This is a genomic window from Enterocloster lavalensis, assembly GCF_046603895.1.
GTDB classification, from domain to species: domain Bacteria; phylum Bacillota; class Clostridia; order Lachnospirales; family Lachnospiraceae; genus Enterocloster; species Enterocloster lavalensis.
In genome coordinates this window covers 2,052,722-2,075,663 of the sequence record NZ_CP176637.1, presented here as the reverse complement: position 1 = coordinate 2,075,663, position 22,942 = coordinate 2,052,722, and the positions used below count along the sequence as shown (strand labels likewise).

General features: G+C 51.0%; 33 protein-coding genes. 31 read left to right on the top strand and 2 right to left on the bottom strand.

The window, feature by feature from the left end; translation table 11 throughout:
- Nucleotides 1-43: 43 nt before the first annotated feature.
- From scfB to ACK2JC_RS09190, 5 genes are all read left to right on the top strand, one after another.
- Nucleotides 44-1,444, top strand: a complete 1,401-nt coding sequence (gene scfB / locus ACK2JC_RS09210) for a thioether cross-link-forming SCIFF peptide maturase (RefSeq protein ID WP_276954346.1) — start codon at nucleotides 44-46, stop codon at nucleotides 1,442-1,444.
- Nucleotides 1,445-1,449: 5 nt separating this feature from the next.
- Nucleotides 1,450-2,586, top strand: coding sequence for a tRNA guanosine(34) transglycosylase Tgt (gene tgt / locus ACK2JC_RS09205; protein ID WP_007707728.1), 1,137 nt, complete (start codon nucleotides 1,450-1,452; stop codon nucleotides 2,584-2,586).
- A gap of 243 nt (nucleotides 2,587-2,829) precedes the next feature.
- The gene (gene yajC, locus ACK2JC_RS09200; RefSeq protein ID WP_007707721.1) at nucleotides 2,830-3,108 is read left to right on the top strand and encodes a preprotein translocase subunit YajC; all 279 of its coding nucleotides are present in this window, start codon (nucleotides 2,830-2,832) and stop codon (nucleotides 3,106-3,108) included.
- Nucleotides 3,109-3,228: 120 nt separating this feature from the next.
- On the top strand, nucleotides 3,229-3,840 hold the full coding sequence (locus tag ACK2JC_RS09195) for an HAD family phosphatase (RefSeq protein ID WP_320938165.1): 612 nt from the start codon (nucleotides 3,229-3,231) through the stop codon (nucleotides 3,838-3,840).
- A gap of 347 nt (nucleotides 3,841-4,187) precedes the next feature.
- Nucleotides 4,188-5,078, top strand: a complete 891-nt coding sequence (locus tag ACK2JC_RS09190) for a S8 family peptidase (protein ID WP_007707717.1) — start codon at nucleotides 4,188-4,190, stop codon at nucleotides 5,076-5,078.
- Nucleotides 5,079-5,142: 64 nt separating this feature from the next.
- Here ACK2JC_RS09190 and ACK2JC_RS09185 read toward each other — a convergent pair whose 3' ends face one another.
- Both ACK2JC_RS09185 and ACK2JC_RS09180 read right to left on the bottom strand, forming a co-directional pair.
- Nucleotides 5,143-6,003, bottom strand: coding sequence for a class I SAM-dependent methyltransferase (locus ACK2JC_RS09185; protein WP_040411122.1), 861 nt, complete (start codon nucleotides 6,001-6,003; stop codon nucleotides 5,143-5,145).
- 466 nt (nucleotides 6,004-6,469) lie between these two features.
- Nucleotides 6,470-8,203, bottom strand: coding sequence for an IS1634 family transposase (locus ACK2JC_RS09180; protein ID WP_368275008.1), 1,734 nt, complete (start codon nucleotides 8,201-8,203; stop codon nucleotides 6,470-6,472).
- Nucleotides 8,204-8,562: 359 nt separating this feature from the next.
- Between ACK2JC_RS09180 and ACK2JC_RS09175 the strand changes: the two genes are divergently transcribed.
- The 26 genes from ACK2JC_RS09175 (at nucleotide 8,563) to ACK2JC_RS09050 (ending at nucleotide 22,927) form a co-directional block, all read left to right on the top strand.
- A complete protein-coding gene (locus ACK2JC_RS09175) occupies nucleotides 8,563-9,915 on the top strand; it encodes a cell wall-binding protein (protein ID WP_007707693.1) in 1,353 nt (450 codons plus the stop codon).
- A gap of 400 nt (nucleotides 9,916-10,315) precedes the next feature.
- Nucleotides 10,316-10,633 (top strand): 30S ribosomal protein S10, encoded by a 318-nt coding sequence (gene rpsJ, locus ACK2JC_RS09170; RefSeq protein WP_007707691.1) that lies wholly within the window; start codon nucleotides 10,316-10,318, stop codon nucleotides 10,631-10,633.
- 189 nt (nucleotides 10,634-10,822) lie between these two features.
- On the top strand, nucleotides 10,823-11,458 hold the full coding sequence (gene rplC, locus ACK2JC_RS09165; RefSeq protein WP_007707688.1) for a 50S ribosomal protein L3: 636 nt from the start codon (nucleotides 10,823-10,825) through the stop codon (nucleotides 11,456-11,458).
- Between the two features lie 28 nt (nucleotides 11,459-11,486).
- Complete coding sequence (rplD, locus tag ACK2JC_RS09160) at nucleotides 11,487-12,107, top strand: 50S ribosomal protein L4 (protein WP_007707684.1); 621 nt, start codon at nucleotides 11,487-11,489, stop codon at nucleotides 12,105-12,107.
- Nucleotides 12,107-12,406, top strand: coding sequence for a 50S ribosomal protein L23 (gene rplW / locus ACK2JC_RS09155; protein WP_007707683.1), 300 nt, complete (start codon nucleotides 12,107-12,109; stop codon nucleotides 12,404-12,406). Before rplD ends, rplW begins: the two co-directional genes overlap by 1 nt.
- Nucleotides 12,407-12,503: 97 nt before the next feature.
- Nucleotides 12,504-13,349, top strand: coding sequence for a 50S ribosomal protein L2 (rplB, locus tag ACK2JC_RS09150; RefSeq protein ID WP_040411121.1), 846 nt, complete (start codon nucleotides 12,504-12,506; stop codon nucleotides 13,347-13,349).
- 20 nt (nucleotides 13,350-13,369) lie between these two features.
- On the top strand, nucleotides 13,370-13,654 hold the full coding sequence (rpsS, locus tag ACK2JC_RS09145) for a 30S ribosomal protein S19 (RefSeq protein WP_002566510.1): 285 nt from the start codon (nucleotides 13,370-13,372) through the stop codon (nucleotides 13,652-13,654).
- A gap of 32 nt (nucleotides 13,655-13,686) precedes the next feature.
- Nucleotides 13,687-14,073, top strand: a complete 387-nt coding sequence (gene rplV, locus ACK2JC_RS09140; RefSeq protein WP_024737989.1) for a 50S ribosomal protein L22 — start codon at nucleotides 13,687-13,689, stop codon at nucleotides 14,071-14,073.
- 11 nt (nucleotides 14,074-14,084) lie between these two features.
- A complete protein-coding gene (rpsC, locus tag ACK2JC_RS09135; protein ID WP_007707655.1) occupies nucleotides 14,085-14,741 on the top strand; it encodes a 30S ribosomal protein S3 in 657 nt (218 codons plus the stop codon).
- Nucleotides 14,741-15,178, top strand: coding sequence for a 50S ribosomal protein L16 (rplP, locus tag ACK2JC_RS09130; protein ID WP_007707653.1), 438 nt, complete (start codon nucleotides 14,741-14,743; stop codon nucleotides 15,176-15,178). The genes rpsC and rplP overlap by 1 nt, the downstream gene beginning before the upstream one ends.
- Nucleotides 15,168-15,371, top strand: coding sequence for a 50S ribosomal protein L29 (gene rpmC, locus ACK2JC_RS09125; protein ID WP_007707650.1), 204 nt, complete (start codon nucleotides 15,168-15,170; stop codon nucleotides 15,369-15,371). The genes rplP and rpmC overlap by 11 nt, the downstream gene beginning before the upstream one ends.
- A 17-nt stretch (nucleotides 15,372-15,388) precedes the next feature.
- Nucleotides 15,389-15,643, top strand: a complete 255-nt coding sequence (rpsQ, locus tag ACK2JC_RS09120; RefSeq protein WP_024737990.1) for a 30S ribosomal protein S17 — start codon at nucleotides 15,389-15,391, stop codon at nucleotides 15,641-15,643.
- A gap of 19 nt (nucleotides 15,644-15,662) precedes the next feature.
- Nucleotides 15,663-16,031 carry a 50S ribosomal protein L14 gene (gene rplN / locus ACK2JC_RS09115; protein WP_007707645.1) on the top strand — a complete coding sequence of 123 codons (369 nt, stop codon included), beginning with the start codon at nucleotides 15,663-15,665 and terminating at the stop codon, nucleotides 16,029-16,031.
- A 13-nt stretch (nucleotides 16,032-16,044) separates the two neighbouring features.
- Nucleotides 16,045-16,350, top strand: a complete 306-nt coding sequence (gene rplX, locus ACK2JC_RS09110) for a 50S ribosomal protein L24 (protein ID WP_007707644.1) — start codon at nucleotides 16,045-16,047, stop codon at nucleotides 16,348-16,350.
- Between the two features lie 23 nt (nucleotides 16,351-16,373).
- The gene (gene rplE, locus ACK2JC_RS09105; RefSeq protein ID WP_007707642.1) at nucleotides 16,374-16,913 is read left to right on the top strand and encodes a 50S ribosomal protein L5; all 540 of its coding nucleotides are present in this window, start codon (nucleotides 16,374-16,376) and stop codon (nucleotides 16,911-16,913) included.
- A 17-nt stretch (nucleotides 16,914-16,930) separates the two neighbouring features.
- Nucleotides 16,931-17,116, top strand: coding sequence for a type Z 30S ribosomal protein S14 (locus ACK2JC_RS09100; protein ID WP_002604691.1), 186 nt, complete (start codon nucleotides 16,931-16,933; stop codon nucleotides 17,114-17,116).
- 32 nt (nucleotides 17,117-17,148) lie between these two features.
- Entirely contained in the window at nucleotides 17,149-17,550 is a 402-nt protein-coding gene (gene rpsH / locus ACK2JC_RS09095) for a 30S ribosomal protein S8 (RefSeq protein WP_007707640.1), read from the top strand.
- Between the two features lie 154 nt (nucleotides 17,551-17,704).
- Nucleotides 17,705-18,247: a 50S ribosomal protein L6 gene (gene rplF / locus ACK2JC_RS09090; RefSeq protein ID WP_024737992.1), complete on the top strand. Its 543-nt coding sequence runs from the start codon at nucleotides 17,705-17,707 to the stop codon at nucleotides 18,245-18,247.
- A 17-nt stretch (nucleotides 18,248-18,264) separates the two neighbouring features.
- Nucleotides 18,265-18,633, top strand: a complete 369-nt coding sequence (rplR, locus tag ACK2JC_RS09085) for a 50S ribosomal protein L18 (protein ID WP_024737993.1) — start codon at nucleotides 18,265-18,267, stop codon at nucleotides 18,631-18,633.
- 19 nt (nucleotides 18,634-18,652) lie between these two features.
- A complete protein-coding gene (gene rpsE, locus ACK2JC_RS09080; RefSeq protein ID WP_092366120.1) occupies nucleotides 18,653-19,162 on the top strand; it encodes a 30S ribosomal protein S5 in 510 nt (169 codons plus the stop codon).
- Nucleotides 19,163-19,177: 15 nt separating this feature from the next.
- A complete protein-coding gene (gene rpmD, locus ACK2JC_RS09075; RefSeq protein ID WP_092366123.1) occupies nucleotides 19,178-19,360 on the top strand; it encodes a 50S ribosomal protein L30 in 183 nt (60 codons plus the stop codon).
- Between the two features lie 25 nt (nucleotides 19,361-19,385).
- On the top strand, nucleotides 19,386-19,826 hold the full coding sequence (gene rplO, locus ACK2JC_RS09070) for a 50S ribosomal protein L15 (RefSeq protein ID WP_007707630.1): 441 nt from the start codon (nucleotides 19,386-19,388) through the stop codon (nucleotides 19,824-19,826).
- Nucleotides 19,826-21,142 carry a preprotein translocase subunit SecY gene (gene secY / locus ACK2JC_RS09065; protein WP_092366126.1) on the top strand — a complete coding sequence of 439 codons (1,317 nt, stop codon included), beginning with the start codon at nucleotides 19,826-19,828 and terminating at the stop codon, nucleotides 21,140-21,142. Before rplO ends, secY begins: the two co-directional genes overlap by 1 nt.
- A 108-nt stretch (nucleotides 21,143-21,250) precedes the next feature.
- On the top strand, nucleotides 21,251-21,895 hold the full coding sequence (locus tag ACK2JC_RS09060; protein ID WP_118755987.1) for an adenylate kinase: 645 nt from the start codon (nucleotides 21,251-21,253) through the stop codon (nucleotides 21,893-21,895).
- 5 nt (nucleotides 21,896-21,900) lie between these two features.
- Complete coding sequence (gene map, locus ACK2JC_RS09055) at nucleotides 21,901-22,650, top strand: type I methionyl aminopeptidase (RefSeq protein WP_092366129.1); 750 nt, start codon at nucleotides 21,901-21,903, stop codon at nucleotides 22,648-22,650.
- Nucleotides 22,651-22,663: 13 nt separating this feature from the next.
- Complete coding sequence (locus tag ACK2JC_RS09050) at nucleotides 22,664-22,927, top strand: KOW domain-containing RNA-binding protein (RefSeq protein ID WP_092366133.1); 264 nt, start codon at nucleotides 22,664-22,666, stop codon at nucleotides 22,925-22,927.
- The last annotated feature ends 15 nt before the right edge of the window (nucleotides 22,928-22,942 follow it).

Here is a 22,942-nt window from a genome sequence, read left to right as displayed (position 1 = left end):
GTGTGAGCGTTGTCGGAACGCTTCGGAAAGAGAGTGTGTATTTGTGATTCATCAATTTTTGAATAATGGTTATCATATCGTGCTGGATGTGAACAGCGGTTCCGTGCATGTGGTGGACCCGGTGGTCTACGACGCGGTGGCGGTGGTTTCGGAGCTGGTGCCGGAGCTGGACCGGCCGGAGAAGCTGGCGGATGAGGTCAAGGTCGAGGTGAGAAGCCGGCTGGCCGGGCGTTATCCTCTGGACGATGTGGAGGAGGCCCTGGAAGATATTCAGGAGCTGATCGATCTGGAACAGCTTTTGACCAGGGATATTTATAAGGACTTTGTGATGGATTTTAAGCGGCGTAAGACTGTGGTCAAGGCGCTGTGCCTGCATATCGCCCACGACTGCAACCTGGCCTGCAAGTATTGCTTTGCGGAGGAAGGGGAGTACCACGGACGGCGGGCTCTGATGAGCTACGAGGTGGGCAAAAAGGCCCTGGATTTCCTGATCGCCAATTCGGGCAGCAGGGAGCATTTGGAGGTGGACTTCTTCGGGGGCGAGCCGCTGATGAACTGGGATGTGGTGAAGCGCCTGGTGGAGTACGGGCGCTCTAAGGAGGCGGAGTTCCACAAGAAGTTCCGTTTCACCCTGACCACCAACGGCGTGCTGCTGAACGACGAGGTGATGGAGTTCTGCAACCGGGAGATGAGCAATGTGGTGCTGAGCCTGGACGGACGTCCGGAGGTCAACGACAAGATGCGCCCCTTCCGCAACGGCAAGGGCAGCTATGAGCTGATCGTGCCCAAGTTCCAGAAGTTCGCCGAGTTGAGGGATCAGAACAATTATTATGTGCGCGGGACATTTACCCGCCACAATCTGGATTTCGCGGCGGACGTGCTGCACTACGCGGACCTGGGCTTCAAGCAGATGTCCATGGAACCGGTGGTGGCTCCGCCGGAGGAGGATTACGCCATCCGTGAGGAGGATATTCCCCAGATTCTGGAAGAATATGACAAACTGGCACTGGAGTACATCAAGCGCAAGAAAGAGGGGAGAGGGTTCAATTTCTTCCACTTTATGCTGGATCTGAATGCCGGTCCCTGTGTGGCCAAGCGTCTGGCGGGCTGCGGCTCCGGCACCGAGTACCTGGCCGTGACGCCCTGGGGCGATTTATACCCCTGCCATCAATTTGTGGGAAATGAAAAGTTCCTGCTGGGAAATGTGGACACGGGCGTTGTGAACACGGAGATCCGGGACGAGTTCAAGATGTGCAATGTGTACGCAAAGGACAAATGTAAGGACTGCTTCGCCCGCTTCTATTGCAGCGGCGGCTGCGCGGCCAACGCTTACAATTTTAGCGATTCAATCACCGGCGCTTACGAGATCGGCTGCGAGATGCAGAAGAAGCGGATCGAATGCGCCATCATGATCAAGGCCGCCCTGGCGGACGACGAGGCGTGAGATCTATGGAATATAAAGTGATAACAAAGGACGGCCGGGCCAAGCGGGCGGAGATGAAGACCGTCCACGGCACCATCCAGACCCCGGTGTTCATGAACGTGGGCACGGTGGGCGCCATCAAGGGCGCGGTTTCCACCGACGACCTGCGCCAGATCGGCACCCAGGTGGAGCTCTCCAACACCTACCATCTGCATGTGCGCACCGGCGACAAGCTGATCCGGGAGTTCGGCGGACTGCACCGGTTCATGAACTGGGACAGGCCGATCCTGACGGACTCCGGCGGCTTTCAGGTGTTTTCCCTGACCAGTCTGAGAAAGATCAAGGAGGAAGGGGTCTATTTTAACTCCCACATCGACGGCCGCAAGATTTTTATGGGGCCGGAGGAGAGCATGCAGATCCAGTCCAACCTGGGTTCCACCATTGCCATGGCCTTTGACGAATGCCCGCCCAGCCATGCGGACGAGCAGTACATCCGCAATTCCGTGGAGCGGACCACCCGGTGGCTTGCACGCTGCAAGGAGGAGATGGACCGGCTCAACGCTCTGCCGGACACCATCAACCGGGAACAGCTGCTCTTTGGCATAAACCAGGGCGGCGTGGTGGACAGCATCCGCACCTGGCACGCGGACGTGATCCGGGAAATGGACCTGGACGGCTACGCGGTGGGCGGCCTGGCGGTGGGCGAGAGCCACGAGGAAATGTACCACGTGCTGGACGTGACCGTGCCCCATCTGCCGGAGGAAAAGCCGGTGTACCTCATGGGGGTGGGTACCCCCGCCAATATCCTGGAGGCGGTGGACCGCGGCGTGGACTTCTTCGACTGCGTTTACCCGTCCCGGAACGGCCGGCACGGCCATGTGTACACCAACCATGGAAAGCTCAATCTGTTCAACCGGAAATACGAGCTGGACGCCCGCCCCATCGAGGAGGGCTGCGGCTGCCCGGCCTGCAGATCCTACAGCAGGGCGTATATCCGCCATCTGCTCAAGGCAAAAGAAATGCTGGGAATGCGATTATGCACCTTGCATAATTTGTATTTTTATAATACAATGATGGAAGAGATTCGCGACGCCATCGAGGAACACCGCTATGCCGACTATAAGATGAGGAAGCTGGCCGGTATGGAAGGGTCTCAGGAATAGCAATCGCCCGCCGGAAAAGAAGCGGCCCATTGCACTCAGCAATCGCCCGCCGGAAGGCGGCGGCCCATTGCATCCAGCAATCGCCCGCCGGAAAAGAAGCGGCCCATTGCACTCAGCAATCGTCCGCCGGAAAAGAGGCGGCCCATTGCATTCAGCAATCGCCCGCTCAAATGGCGGTCCGTTGCATTTATTATAAGCTACCGCGGCGAGGCGGCGGTAGGTGCGTGAAGGAGGAAACAAGCGATGACAAACAGTCCGATTTTCTGGGTTCTCTATGTGGTTCTGCTGCTGGGAATGCTGTACTTTATGGCGATCCGCCCGCAGAAGAAGGAGAAGCAGAGACAGCAGGAGCTGTTGAACAGCGTTGCAGTAGGGGATACCATACTGACATCCAGCGGCTTTTACGGTGTGATTATCGATATGACCGATGACACCGTGATTGTAGAGTTCGGCAACAACAAAAACTGTCGGATTCCCATGCAGAAAGCTGCGATCGTCCAGGTTGAGAAGCCTGAAGCGTAAGCGATGAGAGAGCCTGAGGACCGGACAAGTATCCGGTTCCCGGGCTTTTATCTTTTGTAATGGTTCAGACGGCTTTTGGTCTGTGCGGTTACTTATCATTTCAGGAAGGTGGAGAATAAAATGATTCGGAACATTGTATTTGACATGGGCGGCGTGCTGGTGGAGTACCAGCCGGATCGTGTGGTCCGGGAGTTCGTGAAGGACGAGGCGGAGCGCCGGGCGGTCTGCACCAGCGTGTTCGTGTCGCCGGAATGGATCATGCTGGACATGGGCGTGATCTCCGAGGAAGCGGCCCTGGCGCGCATGCAGGCCCGCCTGGACACGGATCACGCCAGGGAGATGGCGGCGAAATGCCTGGCTCACTGGCATGAATACAACATGTGGCCCAAGGAGGGAGCGGGAGATCTGGTCCGCTGGCTCAAGGATCAGGGCTACGGCATCTACCTATGCTCCAACGCCTCGCTGCGGCTTCTGGACTGCTACCGCGACGTGATTCCGGGGATCGAGCTGTTCGACGGCGTGTTCTTTTCAGCGGAGGAGAAGTGCATGAAACCCCAGAAGGAAATGTACGCCCATCTGTTTGAGCGGTTTCACTTAAAACCCGAGGAGTGCTTCTTCGTGGACGATCTCCAGAACAACATCGACGGAGCCAGGGCCGTGGGCATGGACGGCTACTGCCTGGCGGACGGCGACTTGAAAAAGCTGTTTGAACACTTGAAAACGCTTCGATAACGGATAGAAAAAGCTCCATACCTTTCGGCATGGAGCTGTTTTCTTAGGATTTTCGGATTTTCAAAAAGGGTTGAAGGATAGTTGTTATTCGTGCATTTATTATGGTTATAGTATAGCATGCATTTCGCGGGAATGTTTGAATGTTCCTTGAATAGATTATTAAGAAATTCTTAAATTATCGTCTGAAGTCAGACTGAAAGTGGTTAGGAAACGTTAAAGGATCTGGAATTTAACGGAAAATTTATGGGTCAGGCTGCCAAAAATGATTTGGCGGTCCACAACCTCTCCCTTGCGGAACCAGCGGACTGGGACCGGAATATGCTAATAAAAAAGGGAGAAATTATAATGTGAATCAGGCGAGAAAAGAAATTCACTGTGATTCGGTTTACGAGATGGGGATCACAGGAGCCGGAGTCGGCGTTGCGGTGCTGGACACCGGAATTTATCCCCATGAAGATTTTGGCAACAGAGTAGTCGCATTTAAGGATTACGTTCATCATAGAGTCGGGCCATACGACGACAATGGCCACGGAACCCACATTGCCGCCATTATTGGCGGCAGTGGTGTTTCATCGGGAGGCGTTTACCGCGGGATTGCCCCCGGCTGCAGCCTGATTGCCGTCAAGGTTCTGGACAATAAAGGAAATGGATTCGCCTCCGACGTGCTGGCCGGGCTGGGCTGGATTCGGGAACATAAGGAGGAATACAATATACGGATCGTCAATATCTCCGTGGGCTCTCTTTCGCGGAGGGATATGACGGAAAATTCCGTGCTGGTGCGCGGCGTGGACGCGGCCTGGGACGACGGCCTGGTGGTCGTGGTGGCTGCGGGCAACCACGGGCCGGGCCGGATGACCATCACCACGCCGGGAATCAGCCGCAAGGTGATCACGGTGGGCTGCTCGGACGACTACAAGGAAGTGGATGTGATGGGCAACCGGATGGTGGACTATTCCGGCCGCGGCCCAACCCTGGCCTGCGTGAGCAAGCCGGATATTGTGGCGCCCGGCTCCGGAATCGTCAGCTGCTGCAACCAGCCAGCCCGCTACATGACCAAAAGCGGAACCAGCATGTCCACCCCCCTGGTCTCCGGCGCCATAGCCCTTCTGCTGGAGCGCTACCCCCATATGAGCAACAAGGACGTGAAAATGCGCCTGATGGAGCGGGCCGTGGACATGGGAATGCCCCACAACCAGCAGGGATGGGGAATGTTGGATGTGGAGCGTTTAGTGCTGTAACCGAAAAAACCGTTTGGTTCGGAGCCTCATAACAGGCACGCAGAACCAAACGGCTTTTTTAGGTTTACGCCTCCCACCGACCCGAAGCCCCGCAGGGCAGCACCAGGCCGGTCTGGGTGACAGGCAGGCCGATCTCCTCGGCGCGCACGGTTCCGCCGCGGGAGGCGGCCACCTCCACGCCCAGCAGGTAGGAGAGCACGGCCGGGGCCAGGCCGGTGGTGTAGGAGTTGATCAGGAAAAACAGGGGCTGGTCGGAGAGCAGCTGGGCGCATAGCCTGACCAGCGGATGGATGGCATCCTCGATCTTCCAGATTTCACCCTTGGGCCCGCGTCCATAGGAGGGCGGGTCCATAATCACGGCGTCGTAGTGGTTCCCGCGGCGAATCTCCCGCTCCACGAATTTCACGCAGTCGTCCACGATCCAGCGGATGGGCTTGTCCGCCAGGCCGGAGGAGGCTGCGTTCTCCTTGGCCCAGCCAACCATTCCTTTGGAGGCATCCACGTGGGTGACGGCCGCTCCGGCCTGCGCCGCCGCCAGGGTGGCTCCGCCGGTGTAGGCGAAGAGGTTCAGCACCTTCACGGGGCGGCCGGCCTCGCGGATTTTGGCGCCGAACCAGTCCCAGTTGGCGGCCTGCTCCGGGAACAGTCCGGTATGCTTAAAGCTGAAGGGCTTCAGATTGAACGTGAGCCCTTTGTATCCGATGGTCCACTGCTGGGGCAGATCGAAAAACTCCCACTCGCCGCCTCCCTTGCTGCTGCGGTGGTAGTGTCCGTTCATCTGCTTCCAGCCCTTGTGGGCCCGGGGCGTGTCCCAGATCACCTGGGGGTCCGGCCGGACCAGCAGATAATTCCCCCAGCGCTCCAGTTTTTCACCATTTGAACAATCGATTACCTCATAATCTTTCCATTGATCTGCAAGCCACATATAATCGCTTAACCTCATTTCTTAAGTTTATTTCTTCTATATCGTAAGTTTCATTCAATATCAGTCCCATAAGTATAGTCCAAGGATGCCTGAAACGTCAAGTATTGCGGTTGTTTTCCTTGAAAATACTGGGATTTTTCGCGACTGATTATGGTTTCGGCAGCGTTCGGGCTATCTTCCTGACCGAAAAAGCCGGTCAGGAAGCATCGGATGTCCATCCGATGGGGAAAATGGTACGAAAAGCAGCTTACAAGCGAGCTTGACACTACTTTACGCACCATTTTTCCCGCCCTATAAACTGTTATTCAAATTGTAATAGAATTGAAAGATAAATATTGTTGCTTAATTGGAGGTCCCTTGATACAATCCCAAGTTTGACAGTTTAGAATGTTGAAAACCCTTAGAAACGTCGTATTTATGCCGTTTCTGAGGGCTTTTCTTTTTGAAAAAAGGGAGTAATGGATTCTTATTCTTTTGAATGTCTGCAGATACCCTTTATGGTACGTTTCTTTATCAATTCATAGTCAGTACGGAACCCGGCGTACTCATGCAACGCATCCGTAAGCTTTGTACGTGTGTAAGATGGGATATATCCTTCGTTTCCTATGCTTGTTACCCTCATTTTTCTGAGTGTCGAAATAATCTCATCACAAGTGAACTGGCTGTCTAGTTTGCGTTCCAGAATCCGGTAGATTAAAAGCGCGATAAAACATGTCGTAAAGTGAGCTTTGATCCTGTCATCCCGTTTTAGGTAAACCGGCCTGGCCTCGAATTCTGATTTCATGATCCGGAAAGATTCTTCGATTTCCCACCGCCCTTGATTTACTGCTGCGATTTCGGAAGGGTCATCGTCGAGATTCGTATAGACGGCATAGAAGCCGTCATACTGGGCTTCTTCCTGTACGGCGTCCTGATCAATTTCGTAAATTTTATTTGCAGCGCATTCACCATATGCGGTGATCGATGTTTTCTTTATGAATCTGCGGTAATCATTCTGGCTATGCTTATCAATCCTTTTCGGCTCGGTATCAATTGCTTTTATCGCTCTTAAAATCTGCTGATTTCGGATCTGTTGTTGATAGTTCCTGTATTTCAGGGAATAGGTCACGATCAGAGTCTGATCGAAATCAATATCACGTTTCCCGTCATTTCCTTCCACATACAGCTGCTTGTAGAATAGCTTGCTGCGGTTTTTAGCGGTGTCTTCGAGCCTGCTGATATCATAGGTATCCAGGCTGTCTTTCAGATGCCATCCGGTGGGCTCCAGACACCATTGGCGCAAATCTTTTTTGAGCTTTTTAATGGACTGCGTTGTTATGAAACAGCGGCCGCCAAAGTTGTTGAATTTCCGGTTGCGTTCAGAAGACAATCCAGCATCCGTACAGACGATAAATTTTGAAAGCGAGAAATCTCTCAGGATCTGTTCTTCCAATGGGATCAGAGTAGTCTGTTCATTGGTATTGCCTGGATGGATACAAAAGGCAAGGGGGATCCCACTTCGATCAATGAAAAGTCCCATCTCGACGATAGGGCTCGGGCGATGTTCCTTGCTCGGACCGTATTGTTTCAGGCCTTCCTGACATTCCGTTTCAAAAAAGTAATTGGTACAGTCATAGTACAGGACTCCGGTCTGCCGTTTGACCAGCCGCCGGCTTGCTTCATACAGTTCCGCCTGGATGGAATCGGATTCGTTTGCAATGACAGACAGGGCACGATAAATCTGATGCAGTTCAAAAGCCGGTGGTTCGAGCAAATCGGAGGACTGCTCATAGCAGGAGAGTTTTGAAGACGGATTGAGGATCCTCTCATATACAAGACGTGAAAGGATGGAATCAAGGTCATAGGAAAACGAATATTCTTTTGAAATCTTTCTACAGATGTTTGGCAGGCGAAGATCATAGTAGATCTTCTGAAGGAAAAGGTAACCAACGTTATAGGAATTCTGCTTATCGAAAGGAATGAGAATATCCGTCCGCAGCGGAACAAGGACTTTATGCTGCTTTTCAGCTTCGGCCTGATTGAGCTCGTCCAGATGCGCCTTAGCCCATTTATTGGCATCTGTACAATGATATTTTTCCATGATTTCCCGTTCAGTTCCAAGGCGTTCCACAACTTCTGAGGAGCGTTTGCCGTCGCGGCGGACAGAGCGGATGATGTAGTAGCTTATTCCATTTTTGGTTTTATTTGTAGTCAATCGCATGGCAGACTCCTTAAGAGAGATGGTATAATCGTATTATATCATATATTACGCTATTACGCACTAAAAACTTTCTGAATTTGACAAAAAAATAAGCAGCCATAAGGCTTGCAAGATTTTCAGGTGTCAAACTCCCGGGGAAAATGGTACGAAAAGCAGCTTACAAGCGAGCTTGACACTACTTTACGCACCATTTTTCCCGCCCTATAAACTGTTATTCAAATTGTAATAGAATTGAAAGATAAATATTGTTGCTTAATTGGAGGTCCCTTGATACAATATATCATAGGATTACCGGATGCCTGCCTGGGGGTTTTCAGGTGGCTTCGGTGGAGTGCAAATCGGGAATAGGAGTTGAGCTTATGAAGAGAAGAACCGTGGCGGTGTGGATACTGGCACTGGTGTTATCGCTGGGGACAGCCACCTTGTCCGCTATGGCCGCAGAGGGATGGAAGCAGGAGAGCAACGGCTGGGTGTATCTGGATTCCCATGGGGACCGCGTGTACAACGCGTGGAAGAAGGGAGCCGACAACCTCTGGCGCTACCTGGACGGCGACGGCGTGATGGCGACCAACTGCTGGGTGGACACGGATTACTACGTGGACGGCGACGGTATCATGTATACCGAGAAGTGGCTGAAGGTTACCAACGACGAGGGAGAGTACGAGTGGTATTACTTCGGCAGCAGCGGCAAGGCCATCAAGGATACCTGGAAGAAGATCAATGACAAGTGGTATCATTTTGACGACGACGGCAAGCTGGAAGTCGGATGGATTTTGGATGATATGTATTACTGCGGTGAGGACGGAGTTATGCGGACGGGCTGGCAGAAGTTGTATCCGCCGGATGGCGATGATTACGACAGCAACCGCGTAACTCCCAGTTTTGACAGTCTGGACGACGATGACGGGCGAAACTGGTATTACTTCTCATCCAGCGGCAAGAAGTACGTGCCGGACGATGACAGCGGCGATTACGGGGCCAGGAAGATCGAGGGGACCTACTACTGTTTTGACCAGGACGGCGCTATGCAGACCGGCTGGAAGAACGTGAGATCCGGCAGCAGCGATTCTATTGAGGATTACATGTACTTCGGTTCCGACGGCAAGGCCAAGATCGGCTGGTATTCCATCGAACCTCCGGAAGACCTGGAAGGCTACGACGGGGATGTGGAGTGGTTCTACTTCTCAAACAGCGGAAAGCCGAGAGCGGCTGATTCGGACAGGCTTACGGTCAATGATCTCTGGAAGGTCAACGGGAGAAGCTATCTGTTCAACAACAAAGGCAACCCGGTACACGGTTTGCAGAAGGTATACACCGGCGGGGACAGCTGGACCGCTTTTTATTTTGGGGATAAAAACACCAGCAACGTTCAAAAAGGGAAAATGAAGATTACCGAAGGGGATGGAAGCCGTTCGGATTTTTATTTTGCTGATAATGGCCGCGGTTACACTGGCGTGAAGGACAACCATCTCTACTACGCCGGTAAGCTTCAGGAAGCCACGGACGGCTCCAAGTATATGTGCTACCGCGTAAACGGCAACAACTATGTGGTCAACTCCTCCGGCAAGATCATGAAGAACAGTAACGTCAAGAATTCCGACGGCGTCAAGTTCACCACCAGCAGCAGCGGCACGCTGCAGAAGGCGGACGACGACACGGATATCGACGGATACGTCAACGACCCGGTGGAGCCGGTTTGGGATGAGGATTGACAGTCCCTATTATATAGAAGAAACGCACCCGCCATTTCGATGGCGGGTGTTTTGCTGCCCGTCACCGAATGTCTGGAAAGGAATCAAAAGCTGACTCAAAAAGCGTGCCAAAAAAAATAAAAAAAGACTTGCATCTAAAAAAAAAGTGTGCTATGATAACAAGGCCGTGGCATGATAGCTGTGAAGCGTGAGGTTGCTGACCACAAAGTGGGCAGGTTTTCCGTGGAGCGAATGTCAAGTTAGGAAACTGGCGACAAGTCACTGTACCAATTAAAGAAGCTGCGAAAATGCAATGCAAGGAACAGCATCAGTGTGTAGTCCTTAGGACACACACGGAAACGTGTACAGTCACCGCTTGTCGTACTTGGTTTAAAAGTGCGAAAAGGAGGCGACTTTTTTTATGGCAAGTCAAGTAATGAGAATCACATTGAAGGCTTATGATCATCAGTTAGTAGATCAGTCCGCCAGCAAAATCATCGAGACCGTAAAGAAAACAGGATCTCAGGTGAGCGGACCGGTGCCGTTACCCACCAAGAAAGAGGTAGTAACGATTCTGCGTGCGGTTCATAAGTACAAAGATTCCAGAGAGCAGTTCGAGCAGAGAACTCACAAGAGACTGATCGACATCATCTCCCCGAATCAGAAGGCTGTCGAGGCCCTGTCCAGACTGGAAATGCCCGCTGGCGTGTACATCGACATCAAGATGAAAACGAAATAATCGGAGATTATCGAGTTTTCAGACAAACATGTTTATATCCTGAAGGGTTTAGATATAGAAGCAACACTGGCAATTCCTGTTGGGAATCAACATACCGCAAGGCGGTTCATAGTGTTCCACGTATATTAGACTGTTCTAGGATGAATGCGAAAGCATTCCGCTGTAGATCATGAAACAGGAGGTAAGACAATGAAGAAAGCGATTTTAGCAACAAAAGTCGGAATGACCCAGATCTTCGATGAGAATGGCGTGTTAATTCCGGTAACCGTGCTTCAGGCTGGTCCCTGTGTTGTTACCCAGGTAAAGACGGTTGACAACGACGGTTACAAAGCAGTACAGGTTGGTTTCGTTGACAAGCGCGACAAGCTGGTTAACAAGCCGCAGAAGGGCCACTTTGATAAGGCCGGCGTTTCTTACAAGAGATATGTGAGAGAGCTGAGATTAGAGAATGCGGAAGAGTATTCCGTAAAAGACGAGATTAAGGCAGACATCTTCGCCCAGGGCGACAAGATCGACGCTACCGCTATTTCCAAAGGTAAAGGCTTCCAGGGCGCTATCAAGAGATATGGCCAGTCCAGAGGACCCATGGCTCACGGTTCCAAGTTCCACCGTCATCAGGGTTCCAACGGCTCCGCCACCACTCCCGGCCGCGTATTCAAGGGCAAAGGAATGCCTGGTCAGATGGGCAACAAGCAGATCACCATTCAGAATCTGGAAGTTGTCAAGGTTGACACTGAGAACAACCTGCTTCTGATCAAGGGTGCTGTTCCGGGACCGAAGAAGTCTCTGGTAACAATCAAAGAAACCGTTAAGGTTGAACGGTAGGCTTTTATAGGAAAGGAGGAACACACAGATGGCAAACGTATCTGTTTACAATATGGAAGGCAAAGAAGTTGGCAGCATGGAGCTGAACGATGCAGTGTTCGGTGTTGAAGTAAACGAGCACCTGGTACATCTTGCAGTGGTTGCCCAGCTGGCGAACAAGCGTCAGGGAACTCAGAAAGCCAAGACCCGTTCTGAGGTATCCGGCGGCGGCAGAAAGCCGTGGAGACAGAAAGGAACCGGTCATGCAAGACAGGGTTCAACCAGATCTCCGCAGTGGAAGGGCGGCGGCGTCGTATTCGCTCCCGTACCGAGAGATTACACCATCACACTGAACAAGAAAGAGAAGAGGGCTGCTCTGAAGTCCGCACTGACCAGCCGTGTTCAGGGAGGCAAGTTCATCGTTGTGGATGAGCTGAAGTTCGACGAGATCAAGACCAAGAAGTTCCAGAATGTTATGGATAACCTGAAAGTAAACAAGGCTCTGGTAGTTCTGGCCGACAACGATCAGAACGCTGTATTATCCGCCAGAAACATTGCGGACGTAAAGACCACCCAGGTTAACACCATGAACGTATACGACATTCTGAAGTACAGCACAGTAGTTGCCACCAAGGCTGCTGTTGCAACCATCGAGGAGGTGTACGCATAATGGCAGACATTAAATATTATGACGTCATTTTGAAGCCGGTGATCACTGAGAAGAGCATGAACGCCATGACTGACAAGAAGTACACATTCATGGTACATGTAGACGCCAACAAGGCGATGATCAAAGAAGCGGTTGAGAAGATGTTCCCGGGAACCAAGGTTGCCAGCGTGAACACCATGAACTGCGAAGGCAAGGTTAAGAGAAGAGGCATGACCTACGGCAAGACCGCTGCTTCCAAGAAGGCGATCGTGAAACTGACCGAGGACAGCAAAGAGATCGAGATCTTCCAGGGCCTGTAATCCGGAAGACATCAACCCACCGGGCCACCCCGGTCGGAGAACTTATACGACGCTTCAGCTTATGTCGTGAAAAGAAATAGAAAAGGAGTTAAATGTCATGGGAATTAAGAAGTATAATGCTTATACACCTTCCAGAAGACATATGACCGGTTTGGATTTCAAGGAAATCACCAAGAGCACTCCCGAGAAAGCTCTGGTAGTGTCCCTGGACAAGAACGCTGGTCGTAACAATCAGGGTAAAATCACTGTTCGCCACAGAGGCGGCGGCAGCAGAAGAAAATACAGAGTGATCGACTTCAAGAGAAACAGCAAAGACGGAATTCCGGCAACTGTTATCGGCATTGAGTACGATCCCAACAGAACCGCTAACATCGCGCTGATCTGCTATGTGGACGGAACCAAGTCCTACATCCTGGCTCCCCAGGGCTTAACGGACGGCATGAAGGTTATGAGCGGCGAGAACGCAGAGGCAAAGGTTGGCAACTGCTTACCGCTGGCAAACATCCCGGTTGGTGCGCAGATCCACAACATCGAGTTATATCCCGGCAAGGGCGGCCAGCTGGTTCGTTCCGCAGGCAATGCGGCACAGCTGATGGCAAAGGAAGGCAAGTACGCCACCCTGCGTTTACCGTCCGGTGAAATGAGAATGGTTCCGATCATCTGCCGCGCTACCATCGGCGTAGTTGGCAATGGCGAACACTCCCTGATCAACATTGGTAAAGCTGGAAGAAAGCGCAACATGGGCTTCCGTCCCACCGTTCGCGGTTCCGTAATGAACCCCAATGACCATCCCCACGGTGGTGGTGAAGGTAAGTGTGGTATCGGTCGTCCCGGTCCCTGCACTCCTTGGGGCAAACCTGCTCTGGGCTTAAAGACCAGAAAGAAAAACAAGCAGTCTAACAAGTTGATCGTAAGAAGACGCGATGGCAAAACCATCAAATAGTTAAAGGAGGTTAAGAACACATGGCTCGTTCACTGAAAAAAGGACCATTTGCAGATGCGCATCTGTTAAAGAAAGTAGACGCTATGAATGCAGCAGGACAGAAGCAGGTAATCAAGACCTGGTCCCGCCGTTCTACAATCTTCCCCCAGATGGTTGGTCACACAATCGCAGTTCATGACGGCAGAAAACACGTGCCGGTATACGTCACCGAGGATATGGTTGGCCATAAGCTCGGCGAGTTCGTCGCTACCAGAACCTACAGAGGCCACGGCAAAGACGAGAAAAAGTCCGGAGTTAGAAAGTAATTCGCAGGTAAGTTTGAAAGGAGGTTTTACCAATGGCAAAAGGTCATAGATCCCAAGTCAAGAGAGAGAGAAATGCCCAGAAGGATACAAGACCCAGCGCAAAACTGTCTTACGCTAGAGTATCTGTCCAGAAGGCTTGTTTCGTATTAGATGCCATCAGAGGCAAAGATGTTCAGACAGCACTTGGTATTGTAACTTACAATCCCAGATATGCTTCCAGCTTAATCAAGAAATTACTGGAGTCGGCAGTCGCAAACGCTGAGAACAACAACGGCATGAGCGCCGAGAACCTGTATGTGGAGGAGTGCTACGCAAACCAGGGCCCGACCATGAAGAGAGTTAGACCGAGAGCGCAGGGACGTGCTTACAGAATCGAAAAGAGAATGAGCCACATCACTGTTGTTCTGAATGAGAGATAAAGGAGGCAAATATGGGACAGAAAGTTAATCCACACGGCTTAAGAGTCGGTGTTATTAAAGACTGGGATTCCAAGTGGTATGCGGAAGCTGACTTCGCAGACTGTCTGGTAGAAGACTATAACATCAGAAAGTTCCTGAAAAAGAGATTATACAGCGCCGGTATTTCCAAGATCGAGATCGAGCGCGCTTCCGACAGAGTGAAGGTGATCATCTACACCGCGAAGCCGGGCGTGGTAATCGGCAAGGGCGGCGCTGAGATCGAGAAGCTGAAGAAGGAAGTTCAGAAGCTGACCGACAAGAAGCTGTTCATCGATATCAAAGAGATCAAGAGACCGGACAAAGACGCTCAGCTGGTTGCGGAATCCATCGCACAGCAGCTGGAGAACCGTACTTCCTTCCGTCGCGCCATGAAGTCCACCATGGGCAGAACCATGAAGACCGGCGTTAAGGGAATCAAGACCGCTGTTGGCGGACGTTTAGGCGGAGCCGACATCGCGCGTACCGAGTTCTACAGCGAGGGCACCATCCCGCTTCAGACATTAAGAGCAGATATTGACTATGGTTTCGCTGAGGCAGATACGACCTACGGCAAGCTTGGCGTTAAGGTTTGGATCTACAAAGGCGAGGTACTTCCTACTAAAGGAAACAAGGAAGGGAGCGATAAATAATGTTAATGCCTAAGAGAGTTAAGCGTCGTAAACAGTTCCGTGGATCCATGGCCGGCAAAGCATTAAGAGGCAATAAGATCTCCAACGGTGAGTACGGTTTAGTCGCTACTGAGCCGTGCTGGATCAAGTCCAACCAGATCGAGGCGGCCCGTGTTGCCATGACCCGTTATATCAAGCGTGGCGGCCAGGTTTGGATCAAGATTTTCCCGGATAAGCCCGTAACAGCAAAGCCCGCTGAGACCCGTATGGGTTCCGGTAAAGGCGCTCTGGAGTACTGGGTAGCAGTTGTAAAGCCCGGCCGTGTATTATTTGAGATTGCTGGCGTACCAGAAGAAACAGCAAGAGAAGCTCTGCGTCTTGCAATGCATAAACTGCCCTGCAAGTGCAAAATCGCTTCCAAGGCAGATTTAGAAGGCGGTGATAACAGTGAAAACTAATAAATTTGTAGAAGAGTTAAAGGCGAAGTCCGTAAAAGAGCTGAGCGACGAGTTAGTAGCTGCGAAGAAGGAACTGTTCAACCTGAGATTCCAGAATGCAACCAATCAGTTAGATAACACATCCAGAATCAAAGACGTGCGCAAAAACATTGCCAGAATTCAGACTGTTATCACTGAAAAGGCGAATGCTTAATGAAAGGAGAACTTACCGTGGAAAGAAACTTAAGAAAGACTCGTACCGGTAAAGTGGTCAGCAACAAGATGGACAAAACCGTTGTTGTGGCGATTGAAGACCATGTAAAACATCCTGTGATCGGTAAGATTGTTAAAAAGACCGTTAAGTTGAAAGCGCATGACGAGAAAAATGAGTGCAACATCGGCGATACTGTTAAAGTAATGGAAACAAGACCTCTGTCCAAGGACAAGAGATGGAGACTTGTAGAGATTATCGAGAAAGCAAGATAAGCAGGAAGGAGTAACAGGTATGGTTCAGCAGGAAACAAGACTTAAGGTTGCCGACAATACCGGTGCAAAGGAACTTCTCTGCATCCGTGTGTTAGGCGGTTCAACCAGAAGATATGCAAATATTGGTGATATCATCGTTGCTTCGGTCAAAGATGCAACACCTGGTGGTGTTGTGAAGAAGGGCGATGTTGTTAAGGCTGTAGTAGTCCGCTCCAAAAAGGGCGTTCGCCGTAAAGACGGTTCTTACATCAAGTTTGATGAGAACGCAGCAGTTGTGATCAAGGATGACAAGACTCCCAGAGGAACTCGTATCTTTGGGCCGGTTGCCAGAGAATTGAGAGATAAGCAGTTCATGAAGATTGTCTCCCTGGCTCCGGAAGTATTATAAGGGGGTGTCCACTGTGCATAAAATCAAAAAAGACGATTTAGTAGTAGTAATTGCTGGTAAAGATAAAGATAAGCAGGGAAAAGTTATCTCTGTAGATACCAAGAATGACACTGTGCTCGTTCAGGGCTGCAACATGGTTACCAAGCACACCAAACCGGCTGCAGGCAGCCCCCAGGGCGGCATCGTGAACAAGGAAGCTCCCATGGACATCTCCAATGTCATGCTGGTAGTTGACGGCAAGGCGACCAGAGTCGGCTTCGAAGTGAAGGACGGCAAGAAGGTCCGCGTTGCGAAGAAGACCGGCAAAGTGATTGATTAATTCAGGAGAGGAGGAAACTTACGTTGGCTAGATTAAAAGAACAGTATCAGAACGAGATCGTAGACGCTCTGATCAAAAAATTCGGATATAAGAATATCATGGAAGTGCCGAAGCTGGATAAGATTGTGATCAATATGGGCGTCGGCGAAGCGAAGGAAAATGCCAAGGTTCTGGATTCTGCTGTAAGAGACATGGAGATCATTTCCGGTCAGAAGGCAATCACCACCAAGGCGAAGAAGTCTGTTGCTAACTTCAAACTCCGTGAAGGTATGGCGATCGGCTGTAAGGTTACCCTGCGCGGTAAGAGAATGTACGAATTCCTGGATCGCCTGGTAAACCTGGCACTGCCCCGTGTACGTGACTTCAGAGGTGTTAACCCTAACGCATTTGATGGCAGAGGAAACTACGCGCTCGGTATCAAAGAGCAGCTGATCTTCCCCGAGATTGAATACGATAAAGTTGACAAGGTAAGAGGTATGGACATCATCTTCGTTACCACCGCTAAGACGGACGAAGAAGCTCGTGAACTTTTGACATTATTCAACATGCCGTTTGCTAAATAGTTAGGAGGAAATTTTTCATGGCTAAGACTTCAATGAAGATTAAACAGCAGCGTCCTGCTAAGTTCTCGTCCAGAGAGTACAACCGCTGCAGAATCTGTGGTCGTCCACATGCATATTTGAGAAAATATGGCATCTGCAGAATTTGCTTCCGCGAACTGGCTTACAAGGGTCAGATCCCGGGTGTTAAGAAGGCAAGTTGGTAATCTGGTAAAGAAAAGGAAGGAGGCAATTTAAAATGACAATGAGCGATCCCATTGCAGATATGCTTACAAGAATCCGTAACGCAAACACTGCAAAGCATGATACAGTAGACGTACCTGCATCCAAGATGAAATTAGCTATCGCTGATATCCTGGTAAAAGAGGGTTATGTTGCCAAGTACGATCTGGTCGAGGATGGCGGTTTTCAGACGATCCGCATGACCTTAAAGTACGGCAAAGATAAGAACGAGAAGATCATTTCCGGTATCAAGAGAATTTCCAAGCCCGGCCTGCGCGTTTACGCAAACAAGGAAGAGCTGCCGAGAGTACTGGGTGGTCTGGGCACCGCAATCATTTCCACCAACCAGGGCGTGATCACCGACAAGGAAGCACGTCAGCTGGGCGTTGGCGGAGAAGTTCTGGCGTTCGTTTGGTAGGCATTGAGCACTTAACGAGGTTTTTTCGAGTATAGTGCGAAAGCCCGTCCCGAGACTTGGTGAGGTCTTTTCGAACCTAGTCGAGTGGACTGTAGCTGAAAACAGAAGAGGCGCAGATGCCTCTTCCGAGAATTTAAGTAGGAGGTAATACGGCATGTCACGTATCGGAAGAATGCCAATCGCGGTTCCGGCAGGTGTAACTGTTACAATCGCAGAAGGAAATAAAGTGACTGTAAAAGGTCCCAAGGGAACATTAGAGAGAGAACTCCCCGTAGAGATGTCCATCGAAGAGAAGGACGGACAGATTATCGTAAGCAGACCCAACGACTTGAAGAAGATGAAATCCCTTCATGGTCTGACCAGAACTCTGGTGAACAACATGATCACCGGCGTAACTGAGGGTTATCAGAAGGTTCTGGAAGTAAACGGCGTTGGTTACAGAGCTGCGAAGCAGGGCAAGAAGCTGACCCTGAACCTGGGCTATTCCCATCCGGTTGAGATGGAAGATCCCGAGGGCATCGAGACTGTAATGGAAGGCCAGAACAAGATCATCGTTAAGGGTATCAGCAAAGAAAAAGTAGGCCAATACGCTGCTGAAATCAGAGACAAGAGAAGACCTGAGCCGTACAAGGGCAAAGGTATTAAGTATGCTGACGAGGTTATCAGACGTAAAGTTGGTAAGACTGGTAAGAAATAATTAAGGAGAGTGTAAAAATGGTTAACAAACAGTCGAGAAGCGAAATTCGCGTAAAAAAGCACAACAGAATGCGTAACCGTTTTGCTGGCACAGCAGAGAGACCGCGTCTGGCAGTGTTTAGAAGTAATAATCATATGTATGCTCAAATTATCGACGATACGGTTGGTAACACCTTAGTTGCAGCTTCTACAGTGGAGAAGGACGTTAAGTCCGAGCTGGAGAAGACCAATGACAAGGCTGCGGCAGCATATGTAGGCACCGTGATTGCAAAGAGAGCCCTTGAAAAAGGTATCAAGGAAGTTGTTTTCGACAGAGGCGGCTTTATATATCAGGGTAAGATTCAGGCATTAGCAGATGCAGCCCGCGAGGCTGGTCTGGATTTCTAAGTAGGAGAGGAGAAAGAGCATGAAGCGTACAATTATTGAAGCCAGTCAGTTGGAGCTGAATGATAAGGTTGTAGCCATCAAGAGAGTTTCCAAGACTGTTAAAGGTGGACGTACCATGAGATTTTCCGCTCTGGTGGTAGTTGGCGACGGCAACGGCCATGTCGGCGTGGGTACGGGTAAAGCCGGAGAGGTTCCGGAAGCCATCCGCAAAGGCAAAGAGGCTGCCGTTAAGAACCTGGTAGAGATCCCCATCGATGAGAACAAGAGCATTCCTCATGACTTTATCGGAAAGTTTGGCAGCGCCAGCGTTCTGTTAAAGAGAGCTCCCGAAGGTACCGGTATCATCGCCGGAGGCCCGGCCCGTGCGGTTGTGGAGCTGGCAGGAATCAAGAATATTCGTACCAAGTCTCTGGGTTCCAATAACAAAACAAACGTTGTTCTGGCAACCCTTAGCGGTTTGACCTCGTTAAAGACTCCTGAGGAGTTCGCAAGACTGCGCGGCAAATCTGTGGATGAGATTCTGGGCTAATAGGAGGAAATAGACATGGCAGAGAAGTTAAAAATCACATTAGTCAAGTCCCCTATCGGCGCTGTTCCGAAGCAGAAAGCAACTGTTGAGGCCCTCGGACTGAGGAAGCTGAACAAGACAGTTGAGATGCCGGACAACGGTGCTGTCAGAGGCATGATTCAGAATGTAAGACATTTAGTAAAAGTTGAAGAAATCTAATCAGACAAAGTAAGGAGGTGCAGTCATGGAGTTATCTAATTTACAGCCTGCTGCAGGTTCAAAGCATAGCGACAATTTCAGAAAAGGACGCGGCCACGCTTCAGGTAACGGTAAGACAGCCGGTAAGGGCCATAAGGGTCAGAAAGCTCGTTCCGGAGCAACCAGACCGGGCTTTGAAGGCGGCCAGATGCCGTTATACAGACGTTTGCCGAAACGCGGTTTCACCAACATTAATTCAAAGACCATCATCGGAATTAACGTAAGCGCGCTGGAGAAATTTGAGAACGATTCCGTAGTGACAGTAGAGACCCTGCTGGAGTCCGGAATTGTCAAGAATCCCAGAGACGGCGTTAAGATCCTTGGAAACGGAGAATTAACCAAAAAGCTTACCGTAAAGGTTAATGCATTCAGCGAAGGTGCAAAGGCTAAGATTGAAGCTTTAGGTGGAACCTGCGAGGTGATCTAATGTTTAAAACAATCAGGAATGCATTTAAGGTGAAGGAGCTCAAAAACAAGCTCCTCTACACCTTTATGATGCTGGTAGTGATCCGCTTCGGAAGCGCGCTGCCGATTCCGGGAGTCAGAACCGACTTCTTCGCGAATTGGTTTGCAAAGCAGACGACGGATGTGTTCGGCTTCTTCAACGCCATGACCGGTGGTTCATTTTCACAGATGTCCATCTTCGCGCTGAGCATCACGCCGTACATTACCTCTTCCATTATCATCCAGCTGTTGACCATTGCAATTCCCAAGCTTGAGGAGCTGCAGAAAGACGGCGAGGACGGACGAAAGAAAATCCAGGAATACACCCGTTATGTGACCGTTGGCCTGGCGCTGATTGAATCCAGCGCAATGGCAATCGGATTCGGCAGACAGGGCCTCCTGGCAGATTACAACGCCTGGAACATTATCGTCGCCATCGTAACCATGACCACGGGCAGTGCCCTGCTCATGTGGATCGGCGAGCAGATCACGGATAAGGGCGTGGGCAATGGTATTTCCATCGTCCTGCTGCTCAACATTCTGTCCAGCGTGCCCAGCGATATCCGCAATCTGTACTTCAAGTTCGTGTTCGGTCAGGATATTCCCATGGCAGCGCTTCGCCTGGCGATTGTCGTTCTGGTGATCGTGGCAATGGTCGTTTTCGTAATCGTGTTGAACGATGCGGAGAGAAGAATTCCGGTCCAGTATTCGAAAAAGATGGTAGGCCGCAAGCTGGTTGGGGGACAGGCGTCCAGCATTCCGCTGAAGGTGAACACCGCAGGCGTAATGCCCGTTATTTTCGCTTCCTCCATCATGTCATTCCCGGTAGTGATCTCTCAGTTCATTCCGGCGATGCAGCAGGGGTGGAGCGGCCATCTGATGAAGCTGCTCAACTCCGGTTCCTGGTGCAGGCCGAGCGAGCCAATCTATTCCATTGGTCTGTTGGTGTATATCATCCTGATCGTGCTGTTTGCTTATTTCTATACTTCCATCGCGTTTAACCCGCTGGAGGTAGCGAACAATATGAAAAAGCAGGGCGGCTTTATCCCTGGCATCCGTCCGGGTAAGCCAACCAGCGAATATCTGAATAAAATCCTGAATTATATTGTTTTCATTGGCGCGGTAGGCCTGATCGTTGTATGTGTGGTACCGGTTATCTTCTCCGGTCTCTTCGATATGAGCCGTATCTCGTTCTCCGGAACCTCTCTGATCATTATCGTGGGTGTTGTGCTGGAGACAATCAAGGCAATAGAATCTCAGATGCTTGTGCGTTATTATAAGGGATTTTTGAACGATTAAGTGATCAATCTGCCTTTGTGGTATTCCACAAGGGCGGATTAATTGCATTTAGAGGCGGCGGCGGGCCTCGTGCAGGCCTGTCAATGCGCCGGAAAGGGGACCATTTCCATGAAGATAATCATGTTGGGCGCACCGGGTGCCGGAAAAGGCACTCAGGCGAAGAAGATTGCTGCAAAGTATCAGATTCCCCACGTTTCCACGGGCGACATTTTCCGTGCGAACATCAAAAACGGGACCGAACTGGGAATGAAGGCCAAGAGCTACATGGACGCCGGAGGGCTGGTGCCTGATGAAATCACCATCGGCATGCTGCTGGACCGGATCCACGAGGCGGACTGTGAAAACGGTTATGTTTTGGACGGATTCCCCAGAACGATTCCTCAGGCTGAGAGCCTGACCGAAGCGCTGGCGGGTATGGACGAGAAAATCGACTATGCTGTCAATGTGGATGTGCCGGATGAGAACATCATCAGCCGGATGTCCGGGCGCCGGGCCTGCTTAAACTGCGGAGCCACCTACCACATTGTGTACAATCCCCCGAAACAGGAGGGCGTGTGCGATGTGTGCGGCGATAAGCTGGTTCTCAGGGACGACGATAAGCCTGAAACCGTACAGAAGCGCCTGAGCGTTTACCACGACCAGACCCAGCCGCTGATCGAGTATTATGAGAAGGCGGGAGTCTTAAAGCAGGTGGACGGCACTCAGGATATGGAAGCTGTATTTCAGGATATTGTAAAGATCTTAGGAGCATAGAACATATGGTAACGATTAAATCAGAACGGGAAATTGAACTAATGAGAGAGGCCGGCAGAATTCTGGCAAAGGTCCATGAGGAACTTGGTAAGGAATTAAAAGCCGGTATGTCTACAAAGGAGATTGACCGGATCTGCGAGCAGTTGATCAGAGGCTACGGCTGCATCCCTTCCTTTTTAAACTATGAAGGGTTTCCCGCATCCGTGTGCGTGTCCATCAACGATGAGGTAGTCCACGGCATTCCCAACAAGCACCGCTACATTCAGGAGGGCGACATCGTCAGCCTGGACACAGGGGTGATCTGGAAGGGCTATCAGTCCGACGCAGCCAGAACTCACATGATCGGGGAAGTGACGCCCCAGGCGAGAAAACTGGTGGAAGTGACGGAGCAGAGCTTTTTTGAGGGAATAAAGTACGCGAAAGCAGGCAATCATCTCAATGACGTATCCTCAGCCATCCAGGCGTACGCGGAGAGCTTCGGCTTCGGCGTTGTGCGCGACCTGGTAGGCCACGGAATCGGAACCGAGATGCATGAGGCGCCGGAGATCCCCAACTTCGCCACGCGCCGCAAAGGAATCAAGCTGGTGGCCGGTATGACGCTTGCCATCGAGCCCATGATCACCGCGGGCCGCTACGACGTAGTGTGGGACGATGACGACGGCTGGACAGTTACCACAGAAGACGGTTCCCTGGCATCCCACTACGAGAACACCATCCTGATTACGGATGGCGATCCAGAGATTTTATCGCTGTAGCCGAGGTGATCCGATGGTAGAGTTTAAGACCGGCGGTCTGGCGAGAAGCCTGGCCGGCCATGACAAAGGCCAACTGTATATCATAATCGGCGTCAGCGGAGAATATGTTACTCTGTCGGATGGGCGGAAACGCCCCTCAGACAGGCCCAAGCGCAAGAACAAAAAGCATTTGCAGCTGATTCATGTATATGATGAAAACTTGGGAACGAAAATGGAGAGCGGCGTGAGCGTAAGGGACGAGGAAATCCGTTCATTTATAAAGGCTCACCAGCAGTAGGAGGGAAAGGAATTT